Source organism: Bradyrhizobium valentinum (assembly GCF_001440405.1).
In the GTDB taxonomy this organism is placed as follows: Bacteria; Pseudomonadota; Alphaproteobacteria; order Rhizobiales; family Xanthobacteraceae; genus Bradyrhizobium; species Bradyrhizobium valentinum.
Map to the genome: position 1 here is coordinate 43238 of NZ_LLXX01000030.1, position 13508 is coordinate 56745.

Genomic DNA, 13508 nt, shown 5'->3' on the forward strand with positions numbered 1-13508 from the left:
TGTGTCGAGCGTCAAAACGCCCTATATGGGGCTCGCGACTTCACGCATGCGACCAACTATATCCGCGCATGCCGCCAAATCCTGATGAATGTAGTCAGTTCTTGATGACCACCGCGAGCGACCTGCGATCCGGAAAGACCCACCGCGACGAGAATTTTCCGGTCGCGTCGTGGATCATTCATCCGCGTCACCGGGCGCTGATCCTGAGCTTTTACAATTTGGTCAGGACCGCCGACGACATTGCCGATCACGCAACGCTCGGCGCCGACGAAAAGCTTCGCTATCTCGACCTGCTCGAGGCGGAGCTGCTGGGCAAGGGCGACACCCAAAAGGAAGCGGTCAGCCTGCGCCGTGCGCTTGCCGAGCGCGCCATGGCGCCACGCCACGCCCTCGATGTGCTGGTCGCGTTCCGGATGGACGTCACCAAGCTGCGCTACGAGAACTGGGACGACGTCATTCATTATTGCCGCTATTCGGCCATGCCGGTCGGACGCTTCATGCTCGACGTCCACGGCGAGAGCACCTCGACCTGGGCGGCTTCGGACGCGCTGTGCGCCGGCTTGCAGATCAACAACCATTTGCAGGATTGCGCCAAGGACTACAAAAATCTCAACCGCGTCTACCTGCCGCGCGATGCGCTGGCTGCAAGCGGCGCCACCGTCGAGATGCTGGGCGAGGCGAAGTCACGGCCGGCGCTGTTGCAATGTCTGCAGGCACTCGCGGTGCGGACCGAAACTCTGCTCAATGAAAGCAAGTCGCTGAGCGCCGAGGTGAGGGATTTCCGGCTCGGGCTCGAGGTTGCCGTGATCCAGGCCTTTGCCGACAAGATCGTCGGCATGCTGAAGGTGCGCGATCCCCTCAGCGAGCGCGTGCACCTGAGCAAGCCCGAATTGCTCGCGCAGAGCATCGGCGGCATCGCCAGCGAAACGATCAGGCGTGCCGCGGGACGCCGTCCCCAAACCAAACCGGCGGCCGGCGCATGACGTTGCAGACGGCGGCGGCCAACGCAGATTACGGCACCACCGCGTCCGGCAGTTCGTTCTATGCCGCCATGCGCATCCTGCCGCGCGACCAGCGCCAGGCGATGTTCCAGATCTACAGCTTTTGCCGTCAGGTCGACGACATCGCCGATTCCGACGGGCCGCGGCCCGAGCGGCTGGCTGCGCTCCAGCAATGGCGCGACGACATCGACGCGCTGTATCAGGGCCATCCGCCGCCGCGTTTGCAGGATTATGCCGCCTCGGTGCGCAGCTTCGGCCTCAAGCGCGAGGATTTCCTGGCCATCGTCGACGGCATGGAGATGGACGTGCCGCAGGACATCCGCGCGCCGGATCTTGCCACGCTCGATCTCTATTGCGACCGCGTCGCCAGCGCCGTCGGCCGCCTGTCGGTGCGGGTGTTCGGCCTGCCTGAGGGTGACGGGATCCAACTTGCCCATCACCTCGGCCGCGCGCTGCAACTGACCAACATCCTGCGCGACATCGACGAAGACGCTGGCCTCGGCCGTCTGTATCTGCCGCGCGAGAGCTTGCTGCTTGCCGGCATCACCACCGACGATCCCAATCGGGTGATCGCCGACCGCGCGCTGCCCAAAGTGTGCCTGCCGCTCGCCGAGCGGGCCAAGAAACATTTCGAGAAGGCCGACGAGATCATGAAACGCAATTCGCGGCGCGCGGTGCGCGCGCCGCGGATCATGTCGAAATATTACCGCGCGATCCTGGATCTGTTGCTGGCCCGGGGCTTTGCCGCCCCGCGCCAGCCGGTTCGCGTCCACAAGATGGCAAAGATCGCCATCCTTCTCCGTTACGCGATCATTTGATGCAGAAAAACGTTCATATCATCGGCGCCGGCATTTCCGGCCTCTCGGCCGCCGTCCGGCTCGCCAACGCCAATTACCGGGTGCATGTCCACGAGGCCACGCAGCAGGCCGGGGGCCGTTGTCGGTCCTATTTCGACGCGGCCACCAATCTCACCATCGACAACGGCAACCATCTCTTGTTGTCCGGCAACCGTCATGCGCTGGCCTACGCTAAATCGATCGGCACGGAGGCCGGGCTGGTCGGGCCGAAGCTTGCGCAGTTTCCCTTCGTCGACATCGTTACCGGCCAGCGCTGGCAACTCGACCTTGGCGACGGCAAATTGCCGCTATGGGTGTTCGACGAAGCGCGCCGCGTCCCCGATACGAAGCTGCTCGATTATCTCGCCTTGATGCCTCTGGTCTGGGCAGGCACCGGCAAACTTGTCGGCGACACGATCCCCTGCAAAGGCACGCTGTACGATCGGCTGGTGCAGCCGCTGCTGTTGGCCGCGCTCAACGTCGATCCGCCCGAGGGTTCGGCGGGCCTTGCCGGCGCGATCGTGCGGGAAACGCTGCTGGCGGGCGGGCAGGCCTGCCGGCCGTTGATCGCGCGCGACGGCCTGAGCGCGGTGCTGGTCGAGCCGGCGATCAAGCTGTTGCAGGACAAGGGTGCTTCGATCCAGTTCGGCCACGAGCTGCGCGAATTCGCGATCGCAGGCAACGCGGTCGGCGAATTGAAATTCGGCAGCGACGCGATTGCGCTCGGCTCCGACGACGTCGTGGTGCTTGCGGTGCCGCCGCGCCCTGCGGCGGCGCTGTTGCCGGGCCTGAAGACGCCGTCAAAATTCCGCGCCATCGTCAACGCGCATTTCCGCTTCGACCCGCCGAAGGATGCACCCCCAATCCTCGGCGTCGTCGGCGGCCTCGTGGAATGGCTGTTCGCGTTTCCGCAGCGGCTGTCGGTCACCATCAGCAATGGCGACCGGCTCGTCGATTTGCCGCGCGAAGAACTCGCGCTGGCAATCTGGCGGGATGTCTGCAAGGCAGCTAGCCTGCCAGGCGAACCGCCATTGCCGCCCTGGCAGATCGTGCGCGAGCGCCGTGCGACGTTCGAGGCCACGCCGGAGCAGAACGCGCTGCGGCCGGGGGCGGTGACATCATTCAAAAACCTGTTTCTCGCCGGTGACTGGACTGATACGGGGTTGCCGGCAACCATCGAAGGATCGATACGGTCGGGCGACCGCGCCGCCGATCTGGTCCTGGCGAGGTCTAAAGCATGATCCGGAAAAGTGGATACCGGTTTTCCCTCGGGACAAACGCGAAGCGTTTGCCCGGAGATCATGCTCAAATAGCGAGATGGAGCCTGATGACTATTCAAGGAATGGTCATCAGGTTCCGCCCTTGACCGGACGTTGCGTGACCGGCTTCACAGAAGCTGGTCGCGAATAGAGGGATGTCTAGCGAATGCTTTCCGTAGGCAAAAAAATTGCAGTCGATCCCGGCGCGACAGTCGACGCCGTCGCGCTGGAGAAGAGCATTTCCTCCGCGACCGAAGCGCTGCTCGGCTACCGGCAGTCCGACGGACACTTTGTGTTCGAGCTGGAAGCCGACAGCACGATACCGTCGGAATATATTCTGCTGCGCCACTATCTCGCCGAGCCCGTCGACAGCGTGCTCGAAGCCAAGATCGCCAACTATCTACGCCGCACGCAAGGCGATCATGGCGGCTGGCCGCTGGTACACGACGGCCCGTTCGACATGAGCGCCAGCGTCAAATCCTATTTCGCGCTGAAGATGATCGGCGATTCCGTCGATGCACCGCACATGGTGCGCGCGCGCGAGGCGATCCACGCCCACGGCGGCGCTGCCCGCGTCAACGTGTTCACGCGTTTCCTGCTGGCCTTCTATGGCGTGCTGAGCTGGCGTGCGGTGCCGGTATTGCCGGTCGAGATCATGCTGCTGCCGACGTGGTCGCCGTTCCATCTCAACAAGATTTCCTACTGGGCGCGCACCACGATCGTGCCGCTGATGGTGATGGCGGCGTTGAAGCCGCTGGCGAAGAATCCCAAGGGCGTCGGTATCGACGAGTTGTTCCTGCAGGACCCGAAATCGGTCGGAATGACGCCGAAGGCGCCGCATCAGAGCTGGGGCTGGTTCACGCTCTTCAGCACGCTGGACAAGATACTGCGGGTCATCGAGCCGCTGTTTCCGAAAAAGCTGCGCCAGCGCGCGATCGACGCGGCGCTTGCTTTCACGGAAGAGCGCCTCAACGGTGAAGACGGCATGGGCGCGATCTACCCGCCGATGGCCAACATCGTCATGATGTATGCCGCACTCGGCAAGGGGCCGGATTTTCCGCCGCGTGCGGTCACGCGCAAGGGCATCGACAAGCTCTTGGTGATCGGCGAGCACGAAGCGTACTGCCAGCCCTGCGTCTCGCCGGTGTGGGACACCGCGCTGACCTGCCACGCGTTGGCGGAGGCCGGCGGCGAAGACACGCTCAAGAAGATGAAACAGGGCCTCGATTGGCTGAAGCCGAGGCAGGTGCTCGACCTCAAAGGTGACTGGGCAGCGAAGGCGCCGGATGTTCGTCCGGGCGGCTGGGCGTTCCAGTACAACAACGACTATTACCCCGATCTCGATGACACCGCCGTGGTGGTGATGGCGATGGACCGGGCGCGCCGGGCAGACGGCAGCAAGGAATACGATCAGGCGATTTCGCGCGGCCGCGAGTGGATCGAGGGCCTGCAGAGTCGTGACGGAGGCTGGGCCGCCTTCGACGTCAACAACCTCGAATATTACCTCAACAACATCCCGTTCTCCGACCACGGCGCGCTGCTCGATCCGCCGACCGAGGACGTCACCGCGCGCTGCATCTCGATGTTGGCCCAGCTTGGCGAGACCGCCGAGAACAGCAAGACGGTTGCGGACGGGATCGCCTATTTGCGCCGTACCCAGCTCGCGGAAGGGTCATGGTACGGCCGCTGGGGCCTCAACTTCATCTACGGAACCTGGTCGGTGCTCTGTGCGCTCAACGCCGCAGGGGTGGATCACCAAGACCCGATGATTCGCAAGGCGGCGGACTGGCTGGCATCGATCCAGAACGAGGATGGCGGCTGGGGCGAGGACGCCGTCAGCTACCGGCTCGATTACAAGGGATATGAGAAAGCCCCGTCGACCTCCTCGCAAACGGCATGGGCCTTGCTTGGACTGATGGCGGCCGGCGAGGTCGAGAGTCCGGCGGTCTTGCGGGGTGTGGAGTACCTAAAAGCCACACAGACGGAGAAAGGGCTGTGGGACGAGGCGCGTTACACGGCTACGGGCTTTCCGCGGGTGTTTTATTTGCGTTATCATGGCTACTCGAAGTTCTTTCCGCTCTGGGCGCTGGCGCGGTATCGGAATTTGAAGAGCACCAACAGCAGGGTGGTAGGGGTCGGGATGTGACTTTGGGGGCGGGGGCCGCTGCGATCGTGGACGATTCGGTTGATCGCAATTCGAATGATCCGCGGCCAGTTTTGATCATAACAGGATTGGTGCAGGAGGCCCGCATCGCGGCCGGGCCCGGCATGATCGTCATCTGCAGTTCCAGCGATCCGCAGCAATTGCGCGCACTGCTGGCAACGCTCGATTCCACCACTTTCAGGGGTGTGATTTCGTTCGGCGTCGCCGGTGGACTGGATCCATCGCTGAAATCAGGCGACGTGGTGGTGGCGACCGAGGTTCTGGCCGGCGATACCCGTTTCCTGGCAGGTCTGGCGCTGAACGAGGAATTGATCGCCAGTGCGGCGCTGCGGCGCCGGCGCGTGGTCCGCGGCGGTCTGGCTGGCGTGGAGCAGGTGATTGCTGCAACGGCCTGCAAGGCCGCGTTGCATTCGGAGACGGGCGCTGCGGCCGTCGATATGGAGAGCCATATTGCCGCAGCCTATGCGGCCAAAGCGGGGCTTCCGTTTGCAGCGCTCCGCGTCATCTCCGATCCTGCCAACCGGGCGCTTCCGGCGCTCGCCAAGAGCGCCATCAAGCCGAACGGCGATATCGATCTCGGCAAGGTGCTGCGCGGGGTTGCGCGCAATCCCACCTCACTGCGCGCGCTGGTCTCGACGGGAATCGATTTCAATCGCGCGCTACGCTCCCTGCGCGGCTGCCGCGGCTTCTTGCACGGCGAGAGCCTCGCCGCAGCGGGGATCTGATCCGCACACGGGCATCCGCCTTCAGGATTTTCAAAGGGCGTCAAACAAAAAAGAAAGGGCCTCGGTTCCCTGAGAACCGAGGCCCTAATCTTTTCTGCCGTCCCGCTTAGGCGGCGGTGGAGGCTTTTTCCTGCTGCTTGGCGGCGGCGGCCGCCGCCTCATCGCGGCGGATTTCCGACAGCTTCTTCTGGACCTGCTCGGAGAAGATGTACTGCGCCGGGCGCTGCTTGGTGAGATCGATCTCGGGCGCCATCGGGCCCGTGGTGCGGACGCCGCGCAGTGCAACCCACATCGCCTTCAACGGATTGACGAAGGCAGCGTTGGCCGCGGTCGGCTCATAGCCACAATGCGCCATGCAGTCGGCGCACTTCTCGTACTTGCCGGTACCGTAGGAATCCCAGTCCGTGGTGTCCATCAATTCCTTGAAGGTCTTGGTGTAGCCCTCGCCAAGCAGATAGCAGGGCTTCTGCCAGCCGAAAATGTTGCGCGCCGGCATGCCCCACGGCGTGCATTCATAGGATTGGTTGCCGGCCAGGAAGTCGAGGAACAGGCCGGAATGCATGAAATTCCACTTCTTGCCCTTGCCGAGCGCGAACACGTCGCGGAACAGCTTCTTGGTCTTGGTGCGGTTGAGGAAGTGCTCCTGGTCCGGGGCGCGCTCGTAGGCGTAGCCCGGCGACATCGAGACGCCGACACCGAGTTCGGTCGTGAAGTCGAGGAACTTTGCGATGTCTTCCGCCGCATGGCCGTCGAAGATGGTGGCGTTGACGTTGACCGCGAAGCCGCGGGCTTTCGCCGCCTTGATCGCGGAAACCGCGCGATCAAACACGCCCTTCTGCGAGACCGCCTTGTCATGATGGTCCTTGAGACCGTCGAGATGCACCGAGAAGAACAGATAGGGCGAGGGCTCGAACAGATCGAGCTTCTTTTCCAGCAGCAACGCGTTGGTGCAGAGCGAGACGAATTTCTTGCGCGCCACGAGGCCGCGCACGATCTCGCCGATCTCCTTGTGGATCAGCGGTTCGCCGCCTGGGATCGCCACCATCGGCGCGCCGCATTCCTCGGCCGCGTCCCAGCATTCCTGCGCGGTCATGCGGCGGTTGAGGATGGCATCGGGATAGTCGATCTTGCCGCAGCCGACGCAGGCGAGGTTGCAGCGGAACAATGGTTCCAGCATCAACACGAGCGGATAACGCTTCCGGCCGAGCAGCTTCTGCTTAACGAGATAGCCGCCTATACGGATTTCCTTGAAGAACGGTATTGCCATTTGAGAGATTTTCTTTCTGGACTTGGAAATCTTGAAGTCGATCAACCCGCAGTCAGTTCGGCTGGAAGCCGGAACTCGATATTTTCTTCACGGCCGGGAAGCACCGACACCTTGACGGGTCCGATACGCCTCAAAGCCTCGATCACGTCGTCGACCAAAACTTCGGGCGCCGATGCGCCCGCCGTGATGCCGACTGCCTTTGCGTCCTTCAGCCAGTCAGGGTTCAGTTCGCTGCCATCGGCAATGAGATAACTCGCGACCCCGACCTCGGTGCCGATTTCGCGAAGCCTGTTTGAGTTGGAACTATTGGCGGCCCCCACCACCAAGATGACGTCCACCAGCTTGCTCAGGTCCCTTACCGCAGATTGACGGTTCTGTGTCGCATAGCAGATATCCCGGATGTCGGGGCCTTGAATATCTGTAAAACGGGCCTGAAGGGCGGCAATTATGTCCTTTGTGTCATCCACGCTGAGGGTGGTCTGGGTGATATAGGCCAGCGGGGCGTCGGTCGGCAGCGTCAGTTCCGCCACGTCGTCGACGTTCTGGACCAGGAGAACCGGCCCTGGAACCTGACCCATGGTTCCCTCGACCTCAGGGTGGCCGGCATGCCCGATCAGGACCAGAGTCCGGCCCTTGGACATATACCGCTTGCCCTGATTATGGACCTTGGTGACCAGCGGGCAGGTGGCATTGAGGACGGGCAGGCCGCGCGCGGCGGCCTCTTCCTCGACCGTACGGGCCACGCCATGGGCGCTGAACACGGTGACCGCGAGCGGCGGCACCTCCGATAGATCCTCGACGAAGATCGCGCCCTTGGCCTTCAGGCTTTCGACCACGTACTTGTTGTGCACGATCTCGTGCCGGACATAGACCGGCGGACCATACTTCTCGAGCGCGCGCTCAACGATTTCGATGGCACGCACGACGCCCGCACAAAATCCGCGGGGCTGCGCTAGATACACTTCCATGGGACGTCCATTACGCAAGTTGCATTAGGTACTGAATTCGCAAATTCACCCGAAGATCTCCGTGCAGCCGGTCACATTCGGATATCTGCAATATCCGCACCATGACCGGAACCCGTAGGTAATCCCCACCCATAGATGGAAGCGCAGGTCTATGTGTCAAAAATCGTGCAGATAGAAAAGACCGATCGCGCAATGGTTACCGAATTTATGGTAATTAGATACCTATAACCGCTTCGTATGGGCTATTGTTCCTCACCGGTTCGTCACTTTATCGCCCATCCGGACAGGCTATACCGGCCCCGAACACCCGTTCCGGTCTGCTTTGGTGGCTTCGCTTGAACCATTCGCGAGGTAACCAAAACAACATTAGATCGGCTCCGGGAACTCCGCTAGACAGCGGGCGTTTTCGCCCAGCTCTCATTGAGATTTAGAAAGAAACGAAGTGCTGACCAGTATTGTTGTCTCCGTTGTCAGAACCTGTACGCGGTTTGCCACTCTCGTCGTCATCGTCTCCCTGCTTCTGGCGGTCGGAGCGGGCTACTATGGCGTCCGGCATTTCGCCATCAACACCGACATCAATACGCTGATTTCGCCTGACCTCGACTGGCGCAAGCGCGACAATCAGTTCGAGCAGGCGTTCGACCGCGAAAAACTGATTCTCGCCGTCGTGGAGGCGCCTACGCCCGAACTTGCCAGTGCCGCGAGCAAGGCGCTGGCCACCAAGCTCTCCGGCGATACCAAGCACTTCGAATCCGTACAGCCGCTGGGTTCCGGCGAATTCTTCGAAAAGAACGGGCTGTTGTTCCTGCCGGTGGAGGAAGTCGGCAAGGTCGGCGGCCAGCTCGAAGCCGCAGCACCCCTGATAGAGATCATGGCCGGCGATCCCTCGATCCGCGGCCTCACCGGCGCGCTGGAGACCGGGCTTGCCGGCGTCAAGCGCGGGCAGCTCAAGCTCGACAACACCGAGCGGCCCTTCAACCTGATCAGCCAGACGGTCGAAGACATCCTGAACAAGGGGACGGCGACGTTCTCCTGGCGTGAGCTCGTCAGCGACAAGCCTTTGACCGATGCTGACCGCCGCGCCTTCATCGAGTTCAAGCCGAAGCTCGACTACAGCGAGCTTGAACCCGGCAAGGACGCGACCGACGCGATCCGGCAGGCCGCGACCGATCTCAATTTTGCGGGCCAATACAGCGCGCGCGTGCGACTGACCGGGCCGGTTCCGATCGCGAATGAGGAATATTCGACCGTGCAGGACGGCGCGATCGTCAACGGTGTCGCAACCGTCCTCATTGTGCTCGTGATTCTCTGGATGGCGCTGCATTCCTCGAAAATCATCTTTGCGGTTTTCGTGAACCTGTTCATCGGCCTTTCGGTCACGACCGCCGTCGGCCTGTGGATGGTGGGCTCGCTGAACCTGCTGTCGATCGCGTTTGCCGTGCTGTTCGTCGGCCTCGGCGTCGATTTCGGCATTCAGTTCAGCGTCCGCTACCGCTCCGAGCGCTTCAAGAACGAGGATCTGGCGCTGGCGCTGGAGAGCGCGGCCAGACGTTCGGCAATCCCGCTGTCGCTCGCCGCGATGGCGACCGCCGCCGGCTTCCTGTGTTTCCTGCCGACCGACTACAAGGGTATTTCCGAACTCGGCAAGATTGCCGGCGCCGGCATGCTGATCGCGTTCATCACCAGCATCACGGCCCTGCCTGCCATGTTGAAGCTGCTTCATCCGCCCGGCGAGAGCGAGCCTGTCGGTTACGCATTTCTGGCGCCGGTCGACGCGTTCCTCGAACGGCATCGCGTCATCATCGTCGTTGGCACGCTGATTCTTGTCGTGGCCGGCCTGCCACTGCTTTATTTCATGAAATTCGACTTCAACCCGATCAACCTGCGCAATCCAAAGGCGGAATCGATCGCGACCTTCCTCGATTTGCGCAAAGACCCCAACACCGGCGCCAACGCCATCAACGTGCTGACCAATTCGGAAGCGGAAGCCAAGAAGATCGAGGCGCGACTGGAAAAGCTGCCGGAAGTTTTGCGCGTGATGTCGATCGACAGTTTCGTCCCTGACGATCAGCCGGCGAAGCTGCAGCTGATCGCGAAGGCGGCGAGGGTGGTGGGGCCTGCGCTCAATCCCGACTCGGTCGATGCGGCACCCGCCGACGAGGAGAACGTGGAGGCGCTGAAGAGTTCGGTCACCAGCCTGCGCAGGGCCGCCGGCGAGGGCAAGGGACCGGGCGCGGTCGCCTCACGAAGGCTGGCGGATGCGCTGTCGAAGCTCGCCGGCAGCGACCAGGCGACGCGCGACAAGGCGCAGAATATCTTCGTTGCCCCGCTCAAGATCGTGTTCGAGCAGCTCAGGAACACGATGCAAGCCGGTCCGGTCACGCTGAAGACGCTGCCGCCGGAGCTCTTGAATAGCTGGAAATCCAAGGATGGGTTGATTCGCGTCGAGGCACTGCCGAAGGGCGATCCCAACGACAACGACAACCTCCGTCGATTTGCCGATGCGGTCCTGGCGGCCGAGCCGAATGCGATCGGCGGGCCGGTGTCGATCCTCAAATCCGGCGACACCATCGTGAGGGCGTTCATCCATGCCGGCATCTGGGCGCTCTTGGTGATCAGCCTGTTGCTCTGGCTGACGCTGCGGCGGATCACCGACGTGCTGATGACGATGGTGCCGCTGTTGGTGGCGGGCGCCGTGACGCTTGAGCTCTGCGTGCTGATCGAGCTGCCGCTCAACTTCGCCAATATCGTCGCATTGCCGCTGCTGCTCGGCGTCGGCGTCGCCTTCAAGATCTACTACGTCGTGGCGTGGCGCGAGGGCAGAAATAACCTGCTGCAGTCGAGCCTGACGCGCGCGATCTTTTTCTCGGCGCTGACGACCGCGACCGCGTTCGGAAGCCTGTGGCTATCCAGTCATCCCGGCACCGCCAGCATGGGCAAATTGCTGGCGCTGTCGTTTGTCATCACGCTGGCCGCGGTGCTGCTGTTCCAGCCGGCGCTAATGGGCAAACCGCGCGATGTCGGGCAGTAGGCAGATATCGCCGATATCGGCGGGCTGGCCGGCCGCCTGCTTCTGACCGGGCGCGGCCTTTGGCGCGGGCGCAGGATTTACCGCACCCGTGGTTTTCGGTGGAGCGGCCGGTGCGGCGGTCTTTGGCGGTGCGCCGGGAGCGGCCTTCGGCGCGCCCTTGGCCATGCTGTTGGAAGGGCTCGAGGGGATCGGCGGCCCGACACGGGTCCAGGTTTCGCCGCCGCACAGGAAGCCCAGCACGCAGCCTTGAATCTCGAGCTGGTCGGCGCCGACCGGCTTGATCGTCGAGCTGTAGAGCTGTCCGTCCTTGGCGTTGTAGACTTCGCCCTCCCAGGCATCGACGCCGGGCTTCTTCTTCATGTCGATCAGGATCGGCATGCCCAGGGTCGGTCGGCTCTGCTTTGCGGTATCCGGATTGTTCTTGTCCTTGCCGCCCGGTGTCTTTTCCCAGGCGACGACGCCCCACATGTTGCCGCTGCATTGGGCGACGCGGATGTTGGCGACACCATCGGCCACTTTCCAGTCACCGGTGGGATCGGCAGCGAGTACCGTACTAACACCTGTGGCTAAAAAGATTCCCGAATAAACTATTGTGCGCGCGACAGTTCTTGGGCAGTGCAACATGGTCCAAACCTGTGTTTAAGTAGCTGATCCAAAGCGGGGGTCAAAACGCCGCATTGAGCGTTTTCAGTTGACGAAACAGCCATCAACCGACGTATGTAGCCGATGCCAGATTCATATCTAGATGTTTCCGAGCTGTTTGTTGCGCGGCAGGCGCAGCGCAGTTCCCTGCATGCGCGCCACCTGAACGAACAGCTCGTCCGGGTGCTGAAGACCATCGGCTACGATGTGGGCTTTCAGAAGGGTCAAGGTCAATACCTGTTCGATCGTGACGGGGCCCGCTATCTTGATCTACTGAGCGGATTTGGCGTTTTTGCGATTGGCCGCAATCATCCGGCGCTGCGCCAGGCGCTCAAGAGCGTGCTCGACAGCGATTTTCCCAATCTGGTGCAGCTCGACGTCTCCACGCTCGCGGGGGTGCTGGCGGAACGCCTGCTTGAACATGTGCCATATCTGGACAAGGTGTTCTTTGCCAATTCCGGCGCCGAGACCGTCGAGGCCGCGATCAAGTTCGCGCGCGGCGCGACCGGCCGTCCCGGCATCGTCTCCTGCTCCCATTCCTTCCACGGTCTGTCCTACGGCGCGCTGTCGCTGATGGACGATGCGAACTTCCGCTCCGGATTCGAGCCGGTGCTGCCGGGATGCACGCAGATTCCGTTCAACGATCTCGCCGCGCTCGAGCAGGCGTTGTCCTCGCGCCAGGTCGCAGCCTTCATCGTCGAGCCGATCCAGGGCAAGGGCGTCAACCTGCCCACGGACGAATTCCTGCCGGGCGCCGCCGCGCTGTGCAAGAAATACGGCACCATCTTCATCGCCGACGAAATTCAGACCGGTGTCGGCCGTACCGGAAAATTCCTCGCGGTCGAGCACTGGAATGTCGAGCCGGACATGGTGCTTTTGGCAAAGGCGCTGTCGGGCGGCCATGTCCCGGTCGGCGCGCTGCTGACGCGCAAGCATATCTTCGACAAGATCTTCAACCAGATGGACCGCGCGGTCGTGCACGGCTCGACCTTTGCGAAGAACGATCTGGCGATGGCCGCCGGCATCGCAACCCTCGACGTGATGAAGCAGGAAAGACTGGTCGAGCAGGCCGCCAAGCGCGGCGCCGAGCTTCGCCTCGCGCTGACCCGCATGGTGCCCGGCTATGAATTGCTGAAGGAAGTCCGCGGCAAGGGACTGATGATCGGCATCGAGTTCGGTCCGCCGAAATCGCTGAAGCTGAAGGCTTCGTGGAATCTCTTGGAGACCGCCAACAAGGGCCTGTTCTGCCAGCTCATCACCGTGCCGCTGTTCAAGGATCACAAGATCCTGACGCAGGTCTCCGGCCACGGCAGCCATACCATCAAGCTGCTGCCGCCGCTCGTGGTCACGGAAGAAGATTGCGCCTGGATCGCAAAGTCGTTCGACGACGTCATCGCCGCCAGCCACAAGGTGCCCGGTGCGATCTGGTCGCTCGGCAAGACGCTGGTCGACAACGCAGTGCGGAAGTCGGCGTAAGCCATAAGCCCGTAGCCCGGATGGAGCGAAGCGCAATCCGGGGACATCTTACCGGTCGATGAATTTTGTCCCGGATTGCGCTGCGCTCCATCCGGGCTTGTATGGGGATATGGTTGTCAAGGGGGATGATTGATCAGGG

10 protein-coding genes are annotated in these 13508 nt (G+C 62.4%); 7 read left to right on the top strand and 3 right to left on the bottom strand.

Annotation, left to right across the window (positions count from 1 at the left end; genetic code table 11):
* Positions 1 to 104 precede the first annotated feature (104 nt).
* The 5 genes from hpnC (at position 105) to CP49_RS05455 (ending at position 5985) form a co-directional block, all read left to right on the top strand.
* The gene (gene hpnC / locus CP49_RS05435; protein WP_057849273.1) at positions 105 to 983 is read left to right on the top strand and encodes a squalene synthase HpnC; all 879 of its coding nucleotides are present in this window, start codon (positions 105 to 107) and stop codon (positions 981 to 983) included.
* On the top strand, positions 980 to 1819 hold the full coding sequence (gene hpnD, locus CP49_RS05440; protein ID WP_057849274.1) for a presqualene diphosphate synthase HpnD: 840 nt from the start codon (positions 980 to 982) through the stop codon (positions 1817 to 1819). Before hpnC ends, hpnD begins: the two co-directional genes overlap by 4 nt.
* On the top strand, positions 1819 to 3078 hold the full coding sequence (gene hpnE, locus CP49_RS05445) for a hydroxysqualene dehydroxylase HpnE (protein ID WP_057849275.1): 1260 nt from the start codon (positions 1819 to 1821) through the stop codon (positions 3076 to 3078). Before hpnD ends, hpnE begins: the two co-directional genes overlap by 1 nt.
* Before the next feature lie 184 nt (positions 3079 to 3262).
* Positions 3263 to 5242 carry a squalene--hopene cyclase gene (shc, locus tag CP49_RS05450; protein ID WP_057849276.1) on the top strand — a complete coding sequence of 660 codons (1980 nt, stop codon included), beginning with the start codon at positions 3263 to 3265 and terminating at the stop codon, positions 5240 to 5242.
* Complete coding sequence (locus CP49_RS05455; protein ID WP_420807591.1) at positions 5239 to 5985, top strand: phosphorylase; 747 nt, start codon at positions 5239 to 5241, stop codon at positions 5983 to 5985. The genes shc and CP49_RS05455 overlap by 4 nt, the downstream gene beginning before the upstream one ends.
* A gap of 106 nt (positions 5986 to 6091) precedes the next feature.
* Here CP49_RS05455 and hpnH read toward each other — a convergent pair whose 3' ends face one another.
* A complete protein-coding gene (gene hpnH / locus CP49_RS05460) occupies positions 6092 to 7252 on the bottom strand; it encodes an adenosyl-hopene transferase HpnH (protein WP_057849277.1) in 1161 nt (386 codons plus the stop codon).
* 41 nt (positions 7253 to 7293) lie between these two features.
* Entirely contained in the window at positions 7294 to 8220 is a 927-nt protein-coding gene (gene ispH / locus CP49_RS05465) for a 4-hydroxy-3-methylbut-2-enyl diphosphate reductase (protein WP_057849278.1), read from the bottom strand.
* Positions 8221 to 8662: 442 nt separating this feature from the next.
* Here ispH and hpnN point away from each other — a divergent pair, with 442 nt between their 5' ends.
* Complete coding sequence (gene hpnN / locus CP49_RS05470; protein WP_057849279.1) at positions 8663 to 11251, top strand: hopanoid transporter HpnN; 2589 nt, start codon at positions 8663 to 8665, stop codon at positions 11249 to 11251.
* Here the strand turns inward: hpnN and CP49_RS05475 are convergent.
* On the bottom strand, positions 11219 to 11875 hold the full coding sequence (locus tag CP49_RS05475) for a DUF2147 domain-containing protein (protein WP_057849280.1): 657 nt from the start codon (positions 11873 to 11875) through the stop codon (positions 11219 to 11221). The two genes, hpnN and CP49_RS05475, sit on opposite strands and share 33 nt — an antisense overlap.
* A 102-nt stretch (positions 11876 to 11977) precedes the next feature.
* Here CP49_RS05475 and hpnO point away from each other — a divergent pair, with 102 nt between their 5' ends.
* Complete coding sequence (hpnO, locus tag CP49_RS05480) at positions 11978 to 13369, top strand: aminobacteriohopanetriol synthase HpnO (protein ID WP_057849281.1); 1392 nt, start codon at positions 11978 to 11980, stop codon at positions 13367 to 13369.
* The last annotated feature ends 139 nt before the right edge of the window (positions 13370 to 13508 follow it).

Excerpts from the sequence above, each read along its gene's own strand:
- hpnC (WP_057849273.1), top strand. The coding sequence starts at position 105 with ATGACCACCGCGAGCGACCTGCGATCCGGAAAGACCCACCGCGACGAG.
- hpnD (WP_057849274.1), top strand. The coding sequence starts at position 980 with ATGACGTTGCAGACGGCGGCGGCCAACGCAGATTACGGCACCACCGCG.
- hpnE (WP_057849275.1), top strand. The coding sequence starts at position 1,819 with ATGCAGAAAAACGTTCATATCATCGGCGCCGGCATTTCCGGCCTCTCG.
- shc (WP_057849276.1), top strand. The coding sequence starts at position 3,263 with ATGCTTTCCGTAGGCAAAAAAATTGCAGTCGATCCCGGCGCGACAGTC.
- hpnH (WP_057849277.1), bottom strand. The coding sequence starts at position 7,252 with ATGGCAATACCGTTCTTCAAGGAAATCCGTATAGGCGGCTATCTCGTT.
- ispH (WP_057849278.1), bottom strand. The coding sequence starts at position 8,220 with ATGGAAGTGTATCTAGCGCAGCCCCGCGGATTTTGTGCGGGCGTCGTG.
- CP49_RS05475 (WP_057849280.1), bottom strand. The coding sequence starts at position 11,875 with ATGTTGCACTGCCCAAGAACTGTCGCGCGCACAATAGTTTATTCGGGA.
- hpnO (WP_057849281.1), top strand. The coding sequence starts at position 11,978 with ATGCCAGATTCATATCTAGATGTTTCCGAGCTGTTTGTTGCGCGGCAG.